The 13,351-nt window shown below is 69.1% G+C and carries 10 protein-coding genes; 7 read left to right on the top strand and 3 right to left on the bottom strand.

The genetic code is table 11. The annotated features are described in order from the left end of the window. Window positions 1-7 precede the first annotated feature (7 nt). Genes nei2 through G6N28_RS04600 form a run of 3 tightly spaced genes read right to left on the bottom strand, consistent with a single transcriptional unit; the run spans window position 8 to window position 5,969 of the window. A complete protein-coding gene (nei2, locus tag G6N28_RS04610; RefSeq protein WP_163897427.1) occupies window positions 8-769 on the bottom strand; it encodes an endonuclease VIII Nei2 in 762 nt (253 codons plus the stop codon). A gap of 2 nt (window positions 770-771) precedes the next feature. Next, window positions 772-5,271: an ATP-dependent helicase gene (locus G6N28_RS04605; protein WP_163897425.1), complete on the bottom strand. Its 4,500-nt coding sequence runs from the start codon at window positions 5,269-5,271 to the stop codon at window positions 772-774. A gap of 47 nt (window positions 5,272-5,318) precedes the next feature. Continuing rightward, window positions 5,319-5,969: a TetR/AcrR family transcriptional regulator gene (locus G6N28_RS04600; RefSeq protein ID WP_163897423.1), complete on the bottom strand. Its 651-nt coding sequence runs from the start codon at window positions 5,967-5,969 to the stop codon at window positions 5,319-5,321. Window positions 5,970-6,091: 122 nt separating this feature from the next. Here G6N28_RS04600 and G6N28_RS04595 point away from each other — a divergent pair, with 122 nt between their 5' ends. The 7 genes from G6N28_RS04595 to G6N28_RS04565 all read left to right on the top strand — a co-directional run bounded on the left by G6N28_RS04595 (window position 6,092) and on the right by G6N28_RS04565 (window position 13,336). After that, a complete protein-coding gene (locus tag G6N28_RS04595; RefSeq protein WP_163897421.1) occupies window positions 6,092-6,931 on the top strand; it encodes an SDR family oxidoreductase in 840 nt (279 codons plus the stop codon). A gap of 255 nt (window positions 6,932-7,186) precedes the next feature. Further along, window positions 7,187-8,053, top strand: coding sequence for an SDR family NAD(P)-dependent oxidoreductase (locus G6N28_RS04590; RefSeq protein ID WP_163897419.1), 867 nt, complete (start codon window positions 7,187-7,189; stop codon window positions 8,051-8,053). A 38-nt stretch (window positions 8,054-8,091) separates the two neighbouring features. Next, window positions 8,092-9,318 (top strand): cytochrome P450, encoded by a 1,227-nt coding sequence (locus G6N28_RS04585; protein ID WP_163897417.1) that lies wholly within the window; start codon window positions 8,092-8,094, stop codon window positions 9,316-9,318. Between the two features lie 19 nt (window positions 9,319-9,337). Then, window positions 9,338-10,522 carry an aromatic ring-hydroxylating oxygenase subunit alpha gene (locus G6N28_RS04580; RefSeq protein WP_163897414.1) on the top strand — a complete coding sequence of 395 codons (1,185 nt, stop codon included), beginning with the start codon at window positions 9,338-9,340 and terminating at the stop codon, window positions 10,520-10,522. Continuing rightward, window positions 10,519-11,415: a hypothetical protein gene (locus G6N28_RS04575; RefSeq protein ID WP_163897412.1), complete on the top strand. Its 897-nt coding sequence runs from the start codon at window positions 10,519-10,521 to the stop codon at window positions 11,413-11,415. The genes G6N28_RS04580 and G6N28_RS04575 overlap by 4 nt, the downstream gene beginning before the upstream one ends. Further along, window positions 11,412-12,170 (top strand): Zn-ribbon domain-containing OB-fold protein, encoded by a 759-nt coding sequence (locus G6N28_RS04570; protein ID WP_163897409.1) that lies wholly within the window; start codon window positions 11,412-11,414, stop codon window positions 12,168-12,170. Before G6N28_RS04575 ends, G6N28_RS04570 begins: the two co-directional genes overlap by 4 nt. Further along, the gene (locus tag G6N28_RS04565) at window positions 12,167-13,336 is read left to right on the top strand and encodes a thiolase C-terminal domain-containing protein (RefSeq protein WP_163897407.1); all 1,170 of its coding nucleotides are present in this window, start codon (window positions 12,167-12,169) and stop codon (window positions 13,334-13,336) included. The genes G6N28_RS04570 and G6N28_RS04565 overlap by 4 nt, the downstream gene beginning before the upstream one ends. The last annotated feature ends 15 nt before the right edge of the window (window positions 13,337-13,351 follow it).

Below are 13,351 nucleotides of genomic sequence, written 5' to 3'. Positions count from 1 at the left end.
GTGGCGGTCAGGTCTGGCAGACCGGGCACCAGTAGGTGACCCGGTCGCCGCCCTGGTCGAACTCGATGCGGGTGCCGCAGCGACGGCACGGCTCGCCGCGGCGGCCGTACACCCACAGCTGGTTGCCGCGTCGGGTGTCGCCGGTCGTGGTGCGGTTCCACCGGGACCGGTTGAGCCACAACATGTCCCTCGCCCGCTGCACCATCCGCAGCGGATCGTTGATGGTGCCGACGGGCGTGGTCGGCAGGTGGCCCGCGATGAAACACAACTCGTTGCAGTACACGTTGCCGACGCCGGCCATCACCCGTTGGTCCAGCAGCGCCTCGGCCAGCCGACGCTCGGGATCGGCGAGTAGGTTCCTTCTGGCCACCTGGGGGTCCCAGTCGTCGCCGAGCAGATCCGGGCCGAGATGGGCGACGACGTCGGCGTCGTGCGCACGGTCGAGCACCTCGAGCACACCGAGGTCGATGCCCGCCGCCTGAATGTCCTCGGTTTCCAGGATGATTCGGATCCGATGGCCTGCCCTGCTCGGCTTGCTGAGCGGATTGACCTTCCAGCTGCCCTCCATCTTCAGGTGGGAGTGGATGCTGGCGTCGCCGACGCGGATGAACAAGTGCTTGCCACGGCTGATCACGTCGTCGACCACTTGGCCGCTGAGGTCGACGGTGGCATAGCGCGGAACGCGGACATCGCAGCGGGTCAACGTCTTTCCGGCGAGCGCCTCGCGCAGGAGGACCGCGGTGTGCCAGACGGTGTCGCCCTCGGGCATCGTTACCGCAGCCTCAACCCGCGAGGCGTGCGGGAGAAGCCCGCGGCCGTCAGCGCGTCGTGCACCACCGCGCGCTGTCCCTCGGCGCCGGGCTCCAGCACGGAGACACCGTTGACCTTCTCCACGAGCAGCGACCGCACCCGCCCACTGCCGACGAGTTCGGCCAGCGCCGCCGCGGCCGCGGCGTGGGCATCAGCGTCGTCGCTGAAGCTCAGCAGCGTGCGGCCGCCCCGTTCGAGGAACCACACGAGCTCCCCGTCGACGATCGCGACCAGCGCACCGGCTTTGCGGCCCGGCCCCTGACCCGGCCATGGCAGCGCCGCCCCGTACGGGTTGGCCGGGTCGGCGGCGGCCAGCACGACGGCGTGATACTCGCGGCGTTCGGGGTCCACCCCGTCGAGGTAACTGCGCAGCCGGTCCACCGTCGAGGCCACGGCGAACTGGGCCCCGCCCAACGATTCCACGAAGTAACCGCGCTGGCACCGGCCGGCTTCCTCGAACGCCGTCAGCACCTTGTAGAGCATCGCGAACCCGCCGGGCACCTGCTCGGCGGCCACCGCGCCCTTGGTCAGCACTCCGTGGCGGCTCAGCAGCTGCTCGGCGCGAAAATGCGCCCGCACCGTCGATTCCGGTTCCGCAGTGGGCAGCGCCGACCACCGACCCGCCACCGTGGGATCGGCGCTGCGGGTCTGGGCATGGGCGACGCTGTAGCGGCTCAGCCGGGGTGGCCGCGGCCGCTGCCGATGCGCCGGGGCGCCGCGCCCGCCGGTGGGGCTCCGTGACCCGGCCAGCACCGCCCGCACGGGGGCGAACGTGTCGCCGGTGATCCAGCCTGCCCAAACCAGCTCCCACAGCGCCTGTTTGAGCTCGTCGGTCGGGTTGTCGGCGAGCTGACGGAAAAAATAAGCACCGCCGCCCTCCAGCGTCCGCATGATCGCCCGGTGGGCGTCGGTGAACTCGATCTCCGCGGGCGGATTGAGCGTCATCGGCGCCGAGTCGGCGAGGTGGAAGGCCACCCATCCGTCGCCGGAACCGATCTGGCCGGCACCGGACCAGATGACCTCGCCGGAGGCCAGTAGCTCGTCGAGCATCGCCGGTTGGTAGTCGCGCACCCGTTGCCCGAACACCAGCGGTTCGACCGCCGAGGCCGGCAGCGGCACTCCGGCGAGTTGTTCGATGACGGCGGCCAGCCCGTCGATGCCCGCGTTGTGCGAGCCGACCTGATGCCACGACGGCAGAAACCGGCCGTATGCGGCGGTGCTGACCGGCTCGACCTGCGCCCGCAGCGCGGCCAGCGACCGGCGCCGCAGGATCTTCAGGACGTCGGCGTCACACCATTGTTCGCCGTCGGCTTGGGAGGTGAACTCGCCGCGGATCACCTTGCCGTCGATCGCCATCCTGCCCAGGACGTCGGCGGTCACCCGCAACCCCAGGCCGAACCGGCTGGCGGCGTCGTGTGTGGTGAACGGTCCGTGGGTGCGCGCGTAGCGGCCGAGCAGTTCGTCGAGCGGGTCGGCGACCGACTCGGTGAAGGCCGCGGGCACGCCGATCGGCACCGCCACCCCGACGCCGTCGCGCAGCAGGCCGATGTCCTCGACGGCCACCCACCAGGTTTTGTCGGCGAACGTGACCGTCAACGCGCGCTTGGCGGCGCGCAGCCCGTCCAGCCAGGGACCCACCTCGTCCGTCGTTGCGCGCTCGGCGATCTCGCGTTCGGTGAGCGGGCCCAGCAGCCGCAGCAGGTCGGCGACCGCCTCGGCGTCGCGTGCCAGCCGGTCCGCGGCCAGGTGCTGCAGCTGCCGGGTCGTGGTCGCGATGACCTGCGCATCGAGCAGCTCGCGCAGCTCCACCCGGCCCAGCAGTTCGGCCAGCAGCACGCTGTCCAACGACAGCGCGGCCGCGCGCCGCTCGGCCAGCGGGCTGTCGCCCTCGTACATGAACGCGCCGACGTAACCGAACAGCAGCGACGCCGCGAACGGCGACGGGCTCGCGGTCTGCACCTCCACCACCCGCAGCCGGCGCTGCCCGATCCGGCGCATCAACTCGGTCAGCGCAGGCACGTCGTACACGTCCTGGAGGCATTCGCGTACGGCCTCCAGCACGATCGGAAAGTCCGGATACTTGTGGGCGACGTCCAACAGCTGCGCGGCGCGCTGGCGCTGATGCCACAGCGGCGAGCGCTTTCCTGGATGGCGGCGAGGCAAAAGCAGTGCGCGGGCGGCACATTCGCGGAACCGGGACGCGAACAGCGCCGAGCCACCCACCTCGGCGGTGACGATGGGCTCGATCTCGTCGGGTTCGAACACGAACAGGTCGGCGCCGGGGGCGGCCTCGTCGGTGTCGGGCAGTCGCACGATGATGCCGTCATCGGAGGCTGTCGGCTTCTCCTCGATTCCGTAGCGGTCCCGCAGCCGGCGGGTGACCGCCAACGCCAGCGGGCCGTGCACCCGAAGACCGTAGGGGGAGTGCAGGATCACCCGCCAGTCGCCGAGCTCGTCGCGGAACCGCTCGACGACCAGCGTCGCATCCGAGGGCACCACCCCGGTGGCCTGACGTTGGTCATCGAGGAGACGCCACAGGTTGTCCGTCGCGAACTCGTCCAACCCCGTTGCGCGGCAGTGTGCGTCGAACTCGCCGCGGCTCAGCTGAGCCAGCTCGCCGGTGACGGCGCCGACCGCGGCCCCGAGTTCGGCGGGCCTGCCCACCCCGTCGCCACGCCAGAACGGAAGCCGCGCAGGCTGTCCCGGCGCCGGAATGACGAGCACCCGGTCGTGGGTGATCTCGGTGATGCGCCAGCTCGTCGCGCCCAACGAGATCACGTCACCGGGCCGCGACTCGTAGACCATCTCCTCGTCGAGTTCGCCGACGCGCGAGGGCTTGTCGGTATCGGTGGCGAGGTAGACGGTGAACAGGCCGCGGTCGGGGATGGCACCGCCCGACGTCACCGCGAGGCGCTGCGCACCCGGCCGGGCGGTGAGCGTGCCCGTGTTGCGGTCGTAGACCAGCCGCGGGCGCAGCTCGGCGAACTCGGTGGACGGGTACTTGCCGGACAGCAGGTCCAGCGTCGCCTCAAAAGCACTGCGCGGCAACGTCGTGAACGGGCCGCTGCGCCGCACGGTGTCGAACCAGTGATCGGCGTCGAGCGGTTCGAGCGCGCACGCGGCCACGGTGTGCTGCGCCAGCACGTCGAGCGGGTTGGTCGGTACGTGCATGCTCTCGATCTCGCCGGACAGCATGCGCTTGACCGTGACCGCGCAGCCGATCAGGTCCGTGCGGTGCTTGGGAAACAACACGCCTTGCGAAATCTCGCCGACCTGGTGGCCCGCGCGTCCGATGCGCTGCAGACCGCTGGCCACGGACGGCGGGGCCTCGACCTGGATCACCAGATCGACCGCGCCCATGTCGATGCCCAACTCCAGGCTGGAGGTCGCGACGACGGCCTTGAGCCGGCCGCTCTTGAGGTCGTCCTCGACCTGCGCGCGCTGCTCCTTGCTGACCGATCCGTGATGGGCGCGGGCCAGCAGCGTCGGGGCGCCGTAGGAAGCGCCGCTGGCCATCAGCTGCGCGGGTGCGCCGCCACCGACCTTGGGATTGTGTTCCTCGGGCAGCTCGACGCCGAGCCGTTCGGCGTGGATCTCGTTGAGCCGCGAGGTCAGTCGCTCGGCCAGCCGACGCGAGTTGGCGAACACGATCGAGCTGTTGTGCGCCTCGATCAGGTCGACGATGCGGTGTTCGACGTCGGGCCAGATGGTGTTGTTCTCCAGGTTGGCCATGTCGGGGACCGGCACCTGCACCGACAGGTCGAACGTCTTGGCCGCGGGTGGGGCGACGATCCGCGTGCGCTGCTGCCCGGACAGGAACCGCGCCACCTCCTCGGGAGGCCGCACGGTGGCCGACAGCCCGATTCGCTGCGCGGGCCTGTCGTTGAGCTGATCGAGGCGTTCCAGCGACAACGCCAGATGGGCCCCCCGCTTGGTGCCTGCGACGGCGTGCACCTCGTCGACGATCACGGTCTGCACCTCGGCCAGGGTCTCGCGGGCAGATGAGGTCAGCATCAAAAACAGCGACTCGGGCGTGGTGATGAGGATGTCCGGGGGCTTGAGGATCAGCTCACGGCGCTGTTTGGGCGGGGTGTCCCCGGAGCGCACGCCGACGGTGATGTCGGGGGCGGGCACCCCGCGTCGTTCGGCGACGCGGGCGATGCCGGTCAGCGGGGTGCGCAGGTTGCGCTCGACGTCGACGGCCAGCGCCTTGAGCGGGGACACGTACAGCACTCGCGTGCCCGCGCCTGCGGGGCGCGGTTCGGCCACCGCCAGCCGGTCGATCGCCCACAGGAACGCCGCGAGCGTCTTGCCCGACCCGGTCGGCGCGATGACCAGCGTGTTGTCGCCGTCGGCGATCGCCGCCCACGCCTCGGTTTGAGCGGGCGTCGGCTCGGCGAACGTGCCCGCGAACCACTCCCTGGTCAGCTCGCTGAACCGGGACAGCGTGGTGGAGCTCATCTAGTCATCGTGCCAACCGGGTCCGACATTTTCCGCGCGCTCGGCGGTCATCGGTGCTCGCCGGCCACCGCAGCGGCCAACGGCGCGGGAATCCCCGGCACCCGCGCGATCGCGTCGAGCAGGGCGTGCGCACACGCCGCAGCCACCTGGTCGACGTCGATCGAGGGCTCCATCAGGCGCTGACGGCACATCTCGAACGTGAACGCCAGCCAGCCGTAGACCGTGATACGCAGGTCTCGCTCCACCTTGGAGTCCAGCTCTTCGCCGGCCGCGGCGTGAATCCGCGCGACGATGCGGTCTGCCTGGCGGACGTTGTCGACGTCCTCGATGCCGCGCAGCACGGGGTCTTGGCGGCCCATCCCCACGTAGGCCGCCCATGCGCCGTACGGGTGCTCCTCGTCGTAGCGCAGATAGGCCAGCACGCCCTCGCGCAGCTGGTCGAACAGGCTCTGCCCGGGTTTCGGCGGGGTGTTGGTGGCTTTGAACAGCCGTTCGCCCTCGGCGCGCACGACCGCGGCGAAGAACGCCCGCTTGTCGGGGAAGTAGTGATACATCAAGGCGCGGGAAACGCCTGCACGTTCGGCGATCTCGTCGATGCGGACCTCGTCGTAGGGCCGCTGCCCGAACACCTCGGCGCCGAGCGCCAACAGTTCGTTGCGCCGGTCGTCGGGAGATAGCCGCCGCCTGGGTTCAGACATACGGACATCTTAATTGGCACATGTGCAACAACCTGGTGATGCCGTGACCTCAACCCGATTCGACGGCGTCGATCAGGGTAATCACCCGCGTGTCGAGCAGCCGTCGAGGAAGGCGAACACAGATGGGCTTCCCTGAACAACAACAATCACCGCCCGGTGTGCAAACGCAGATGGATCCCGTTCCGGACTGCGGTGAGACCAGCTACCGCGGTGCTGGCCGGCTCGCCGGAAAGCGCGCGATCATCACCGGAGGGGACAGCGGAATCGGTCGCGCGGTGGCGATCGCCTACGCGCGCGAGGGCGCCGACGTGCTGATCGCGTACCTGAACGAGGACGAGGACGCCAAGGAGGTCGAGCGCTACGTGCGCGAGGCCGGCCGCAGGTGCGTGTTGATGGCCGGGGACCTTTCCGACCCCGCGCACTGCCGTGCGGTGGTCGACAGGGCAGTGGCGGAGTTCGGCGGCATCGATGTGCTCGTCAACAACGCCGCCTACCAGATGACGCACGACGCCCTCGACGAGATCAGCGACGAGGAGTGGGATTACACCTTCCGGCTCAACGTGGGCGCCTACTTCTACCTCGTCAAGGCGGCGCTGCCGCACATGGGCGCCGGAGCGTCGATCATCGGCAGCTCCTCGGTGAATTCCGATATGCCCAACCCGAAGCTCGCGCCGTACGCGGCGACCAAGGCCGCGATCGCGAACTTCTCGGCAAGCCTGGCGGAGATGTTGGGCGAGAAGGGTATTCGTGCTAATAGCGTCGCGCCGGGCCCCATCTGGACGCCGCTGATCCCATCGACGATGCCGCCAGAGAAGGTCAAGCAGTTCGGGGAGAACACCCCGCTGGGCCGCGCCGGGCAACCGGTCGAGCTGGCACCGGTCTACGTGATGCTGGCCTCCGACGAAGCCAGCTACGTGACCGGTGCGCGCATCGCGGTGACCGGCGGCAGACCCATCCTGTAGCGCCCTGTCGGCGACGCCAAAATCGGTTAGGCATGAGCACCGAGCGCTTGGCGGTAGAGCACGGCAAAACGCCGCTGAACTGCGGATTCACTCGAGGACGATATCAGCTGACATTTCTTGATTGACGTCTTATACCTATTGTCGTAAGGTTTTCGGCGTACCAGTGGTGGGGGTCACAACCAGCCGTTTTCGCTCACGGTCGGGCTTCCTGCCGACACCTCGATGCGAACCGCCGCGGACACCCGGAGGAGGGTCATGAGACTGCAAGGCAAAGTTGCGTTGATCACGGGCGCCGGCTCGGGGCTGGGCCGTGAGAGCGCGGTGCTGTTCAGCGGCGAGGGCGCCAGGATCGCCGTCGTGGACATCGACGCCGAGCGCGCCGAGCAGACGCGCAAGCTCGTCGAGCAGTCCGGTGGCGACGCCGTCTCCATCACCGCCGATGTCGCCGACAAGCGTCAGATCACCGATGCCGTCAACGCGGCCGTCGAGCACTACGGTCGGCTCGACATCGCGTGGGCGAACGCGGGAATCGTGTCCCGCGGCGGCGGCGCGGCGTTGGGTCTCGAGGACCCGGTCCAGTTCGAGGATCTCACCGAGGCGGACTGGCAGCACGTGCTCGGGGTGAACCTCAGCGGCGTGGTGTTCACCGCACAGGCCGCGGTTCCGCACCTGAAGGCCAACGGCGGTGGCGTCATTCTCGCCACCTCGTCGGCCGCGTCCCTGGTGGCCTACCCCAAGATCGCCCTCTACTGCGCGACCAAGGCAGGCGTCAACGGCCTGGTCCGCGCGCTGAGCCTCGATCTCGGCCGGTACGGCATCCGGGTCAACGCGATCGCTCCCACGCATGGCATGTCACCCAACTTCCTGATGCCGCCGGGCGCGCCGGTGGTCGGGCAGTCCTACGAGGAGACAGCGGGTCCGTGGAACCCGACCGCTTCGCCGATCCCGCTCAAGGTTCCGCGGCCGCCGTCACTGCGCGACAACGCGAAGGTCGCCCTGTTCCTGGCGTCCGATGACTCCGGCTACATTTCGGGCGCCACGATCGGTGCGACCGACGGCGGCACCCTGGCCCGGGTGGGCATGTGGTTCCCGGAGGACCTCAACCCCGAACCGGCGTCCTGAGAAACGCATCGCGGCAACAACTTTCGATCGGAGATCAGATGACCACTGTTGAAAAGGTGCCCGCTGAACTCATCGTGGACTTCGACGTCTACGACCCGAGCCTGGCCGCGCCGGTCGACGTGATGCAGGAGCGGGTCGCCGAGCTGGCCGCCAAGGGGCCGGTGGTGTACTCCTCGGCCTACGGCGGTCACTGGATCGTCACCCACTACAAGGAGATTCACCAGGTCTTTGTCGACCCCGAGACGTTCTCGAGCTATCCGAACAACCTCGTCACCAGCGACATCGGCAAGTTCATCCCGCTGGAGCTCGACCCGCCCGAGCACACGGCGTACCGCCAGGCGTTGCAGCCGCTGTTCAGCCCGCAGCGGATGAAGAAGCTCGACGGCGACATCCGCGCCGTCGTCAACGAACTGCTCGACGCGTTCGCCGACAAAGGTGAGGCCGAGTGGATCTCGCAGTTCGCCCACGAGCTGCCCGCGCGGGTCTTCCTCGCACTGATGGACTGGCCGCTGTCCGATGCCCCCTTGTTCACCGAGGCGACCGACACGATCCTGGTCGGCAAGCCCGGCGGCACCGAGGAGGAGTCCAACCAGGCCCGAATGATGGCCGGCTTCACGATGTTCGGGTACTTCCAGAAGATCGTCGAGGACCGCCGCGCCAATCCCGGAAACGACATCACCTCCACGCTGGTCCACACCGAGGTGGCGCTGCCCGACGGCACCCGTCTGCTCACCGACGAAGAGCTCAACCGGATGTTCTTCCTGCTGCTGATCGGCGGCCTGCACACCGTGCGGGGCTCGTTGGCCTGGACGATCCTGCACCTGTCGAAGAACCCCGACCAGCGCGCGGCGATCATCGCGGATCCGACGCTGATCCCCAAGGCGGTCGAGGAGATCCTGCGGATCGAGGCGGCCGTCATCCCCGGCCGCCGGGCCACCCGAGACGTCGAACTCGGTGGGGTGCACATCGCCGAGGGCGATCAACTGATCCTGATGCTGTGCGGGGCGAACCGTGATCCCCGCGAGTTCCCCGACCCGACCGAGTTCACTGTCACCCGGCACCCGAACCGGCACCTGTCCTTCGGGGCGGGCGCGCACCGTTGCCTCGGGTCTCACCTGGGGCGCCTCGAGCTGCGCATCGCGCTGGAGGAGCTGCACCGTCGCATCCCCGACTACCAACTGGTGGAGGCCGACCCGCCGGTCTTCCACTCCAGCCAGGTGCGCGGCTGCATGCGCATGCCGATCACGTTCACCCCCGAGAAGTAGCGAGAAGTAGAAGGCCGATATGACCACGTCACTGCCACGTCAGGATCGCATCCGTCGCGCACTGGAGCTGCTCCGCAACGAGACCACCGACAAGTTCGACGAGGTGGTGAGGTTCAGCGCCGACGAGTTCACCGACCCGGTGCTGGCCCAGGCGGAACGCGATCTCATCTTCGGCGTCGTGCCGTCGATCGTGGCGCACGGTTCGGAGATCGCCAAGCCGTACGATTTCCTGACCGTCACGATGCCGCGCAACAACCTCATCGTCGTTCGTCAGAAAGACGGCGGGGTAAAGGCTTTCGTCAACCTGTGCCGGCACCGCGGTGCGCTGCTGGAGGAGAGCGAGAAGGGCCGCTGCCGCTTCTTCTCCTGCCCTTATCACCGGTGGTCCTACGACCCCGACGGCTCACTGCGGATGATCACCCGGGATGCCACCTTCGGTGAGATCGACAAAGAGAACCACGGGTTGGTCGAGGTGCCGTGCGAGGAGCGGCACGGGTTCATCTGGGTTGTCGACAATGCCAACGCCGAAATCGACGTCGCCGCCTGGCTCGGTCCCGAGATGGACGCGATCCTCGCCGGATACCGGCTCGACACGCTGATGTGCGTGCGCTCCGCAGGCTTCCAGGAACCCACCAACTGGAAGATCATGCAGGACGCCTTCCTGGACGGGTATCACATCCAGTACGCGCACCCGAACACGGCGGGCAAGGTGATCCACACCAACGTGATGGCGTTCGAGGACTTCGGCAGGCACTGCCGCTTCATCGCGCCCCGCAAGTCGATCGACCGTTGGCTCGAAGAGGATCCCGGCGACCGCGACCTCGGAGCCTACGTCACCGAGACGCACTTCCTGCTGCCCAACAGCACGCTGCTGCGCCAACCCGATCACTTCCAGCTGCTCACCTTCCGGCCGGACCAGAATGACCCGACCCGCTCGCGGATGGAGCAGCGGCTCATCGTGCCGACCCTGGAGGCCTCGGGCCTCGAGGAGGAGCACTGGAACAAGCGGTGGGACAAGAACTGGGAGATCCTGCTGGCGGTGCTGCACAACGAGGACTTCCCCTTGCTGCGCAACGCACAGCGCGGGATGGCCAGCGCCGATGCGGGCGAAATGCTGTTGGGCCGCAACGAAACCGCCAACCAGGTGTTCCGGAGGGAGACCCGCAAGCTGCTCGCCGCGGGCGCGGCGTCGTCGTCGCGATGATCAAGTACGAATGGCGGACCCGGCTCGACGCCGACGAAGCAGCGCAACTGGCCGACCTACTCGATCGGGCCGCGACATACGATGCCGAACCGGAGTACAGCACCATCGACTTCGGTGACGTCGAACGCGCGATGCAGACCACGGACAGCCGGGTCAAGCACCTGCTGATCTGGATGCTGCCGTACAGCACCGCGTTGGGCGCGGCGGAGGAACCGGAACGGATCGCCGGGCTGCTCCGGCTCGTGGTCGACCCCGACGGCAGCGCGCAGGGCGCCATCGTGATCGACCCGCGGCTGCGCTCGATCGGGATCACCACCCTGCTGCTCGAGCAGGTGGGCCTGGACACCGCCGGGCCCGACGGGTGGCTGGGCACCGGGGCGCACACGATCACCGCCTGGGCGCAGGGCAACCATCCCGCCGCGGGACGGTTGGGCGACCGGTTCCTGATTCCCCGGACGCGACGGGTGTGGAAGCTGATCCGGTCGACGGAGTCCGCGCAGGAGGCCACCGCCGCACCCGTGCTGGAGCCTTTCGTGGCTTCGACGGTCGACGACACGCCCGAGTGGGTCGACATCACGACGACAGACGAGCTGTTCGCGCTGCGCGAGGCGGGCCGAGTGGTCGGCGTGGTCGCCGTCGACGACCGTCCCGTCAGCTCAGAGGAATTCGGGGTGTGCGTGACCATCACCGCCGTCAGCGCGGCGCCGAACGCGCCGACGCAGGCACGCCGGCGACTGCTCGACGGTGCCGCGGCGCTCGCCCACGAGGCCGGGCGCAGCGGCGTGATCGTGTACGTCGACTCCGCCGACGCCGCATGGGTCAACGCCTGCCGGGCGGCCGGGTTCCAGCACGACCGCACCGACGTGTGCTTCCAGCTTCGCGGTCGCCGATGACCATCGAACTCGACGCCGCCGTGCCCGCAGACTTGGTCAGCACCGTAAAGGCCCACGGCAAAGCGGTTGCCGCTGGGGATAATCCCGCGGTGCTGGCCGATTTCCTCCCCGACCGGATCGGACAGCTGATCGGCTCGGCCGACGTCCCCGCCCAGCTGAAGTCGGCCGAGGTGCGCCGGATCGCCGACGCCGGCGACGCGCGCTTCGATGCGGTGATCCGCTACACCCAAGCCGACGACACCTGGTTCGAATTGCGCAGTCGCTGGGTGAGATTCCACGACGGCACTTGGCGGGTGTTCAGCGTTCGCAACATTCCCGAAACCCCGCCGTGGATCGACGCGACCGGTCCGGCCTGGGACGGCGTGGACGCCCCGCACTGGGACGGGCTGCGCGAAGGCCGTCTGCTGCTGCAACGGTGCCCGCACTGTGCGATCTGGATCTGGGCGCCCCGGCCGGTCTGCCCGAAGTGCCATGGCTTTGAAACCGCCTGGGAGCCCGTTGATCCCGTCGGCACCATCTACGCGTGGACGCGCACCTGGCAGGCCTTCACCCCGGAGGCCACCGGGCACCTGCCCTACGTCGTGGTGCTCGTCGAGCTGCCGGCCGCTGGGGGGTGCCGGCTGCTGGGCGTGCTGGAGAATGCCGACGGGATCACCCCGACCATCGGAGCCGCGGTCCGCGGAACGATCCAACAACCGCCCGACGACCGGCACTGGCCGCTGGTCCGGTGGCACCAGGACGGAGCGCGGCCGTGAGCGACGGCTTCCGGGGTGCGACCGCGGTGGTCGGGGCCGCCGCCACCGAGTACCTGCGGCGCGGCACCAGCGAACGCACCTCGGCTCAACTGGTACTGCAGGCGATCCTGGCGGCCTGCGCGGACGCGGGTTGCGATCCCCGCAGCATCGACGGGTTCGTGTCCTACTCCGAGGACTCCTCGGAGGGGTTGGCGATCGGTGCGGCACTCGGCGTGCACGAGGTGCGGTGGTCGACGCAGATCTGGGGCGGCGGGGGCGGCGGGCTCGCGGCCGCCGTCAACTGTGCGGCCGCGGCGGTCTACAGCGGCCAAGCGAACTGCGTGGCCGTGTACCGCGGGCTGTCCGAGGCGGTGGACGGCCGGCGCGCGTTCGCCAAGGGCCACCTGGGCACGCTCTACACCGCGCACGGTGTCGTCACACCCGCCCAGATCTGCGCGTTGCGCACACAGCGGCTCCTCGAGGTCGACGGGGTGCCGCCGTCGGCGCTGGAGGCGGTCGCGATGGCCGGCTACCACCACGCCCAGAACAACCCGCGGGCCGTGGCATACGGCAAGCCGCTCGACCATGAGCTCTACGCAAGCAGCCGACTGATCTCCGAGCCGCTTCGGCTCTACGACTGCTCACGCGAGAACGACGGTGCCGCAGCCATTCTCGTCGCCGCGACCGACCGCCACGACGAGTATGCCGGTGCCCCCGCCGTCATCCTGTCCGGTGTGCAGGGGGCGGCGGCGGGATGGAACGAGTCGGTCGAGAACGAGGAGCGCTACACCTCGGCGGGCTTCCACCCGGCAATGGTGCGGCGGCTGTGGCAGGGCGCGGGTATCAGCGCCGCCGATGTCGACGTCGCGCAGGTCTACGAGAACTTCACCGGCCCGGCGGTGGCCGCGATGATCGACCACGGGCTCTGCCCGCCCGGTCCCGAGGCCGGCGAGTTCATGACGGTGGACAACCTGACGGTGCCCGGGGGCGCGCTGCCGATCAACACCGCGGGCGGCAACATCGCCGAGGGCTTCGTCCACGGCATCGGCCTCGTGCTGGAGGCGGTCCGGCAGATCCGTGGCGGCTCGCCGAACCCCGTTGCCGATGCCGACATCTCCCTGCTGATCGGTGGCCCCATGGCACCCATGGTGAGCTCGACGGTGTTTGGATCGCTACAGACGGTGTGAACCCGGTGCACCACC

Origin of the sequence: Mycolicibacterium pulveris (assembly GCF_010725725.1) — a bacterium.
Lineage (GTDB): Bacteria > Actinomycetota > Actinomycetes > Mycobacteriales > Mycobacteriaceae > Mycobacterium > Mycobacterium pulveris.
This window is presented reverse-complemented; position numbering and strand designations above follow the sequence as displayed.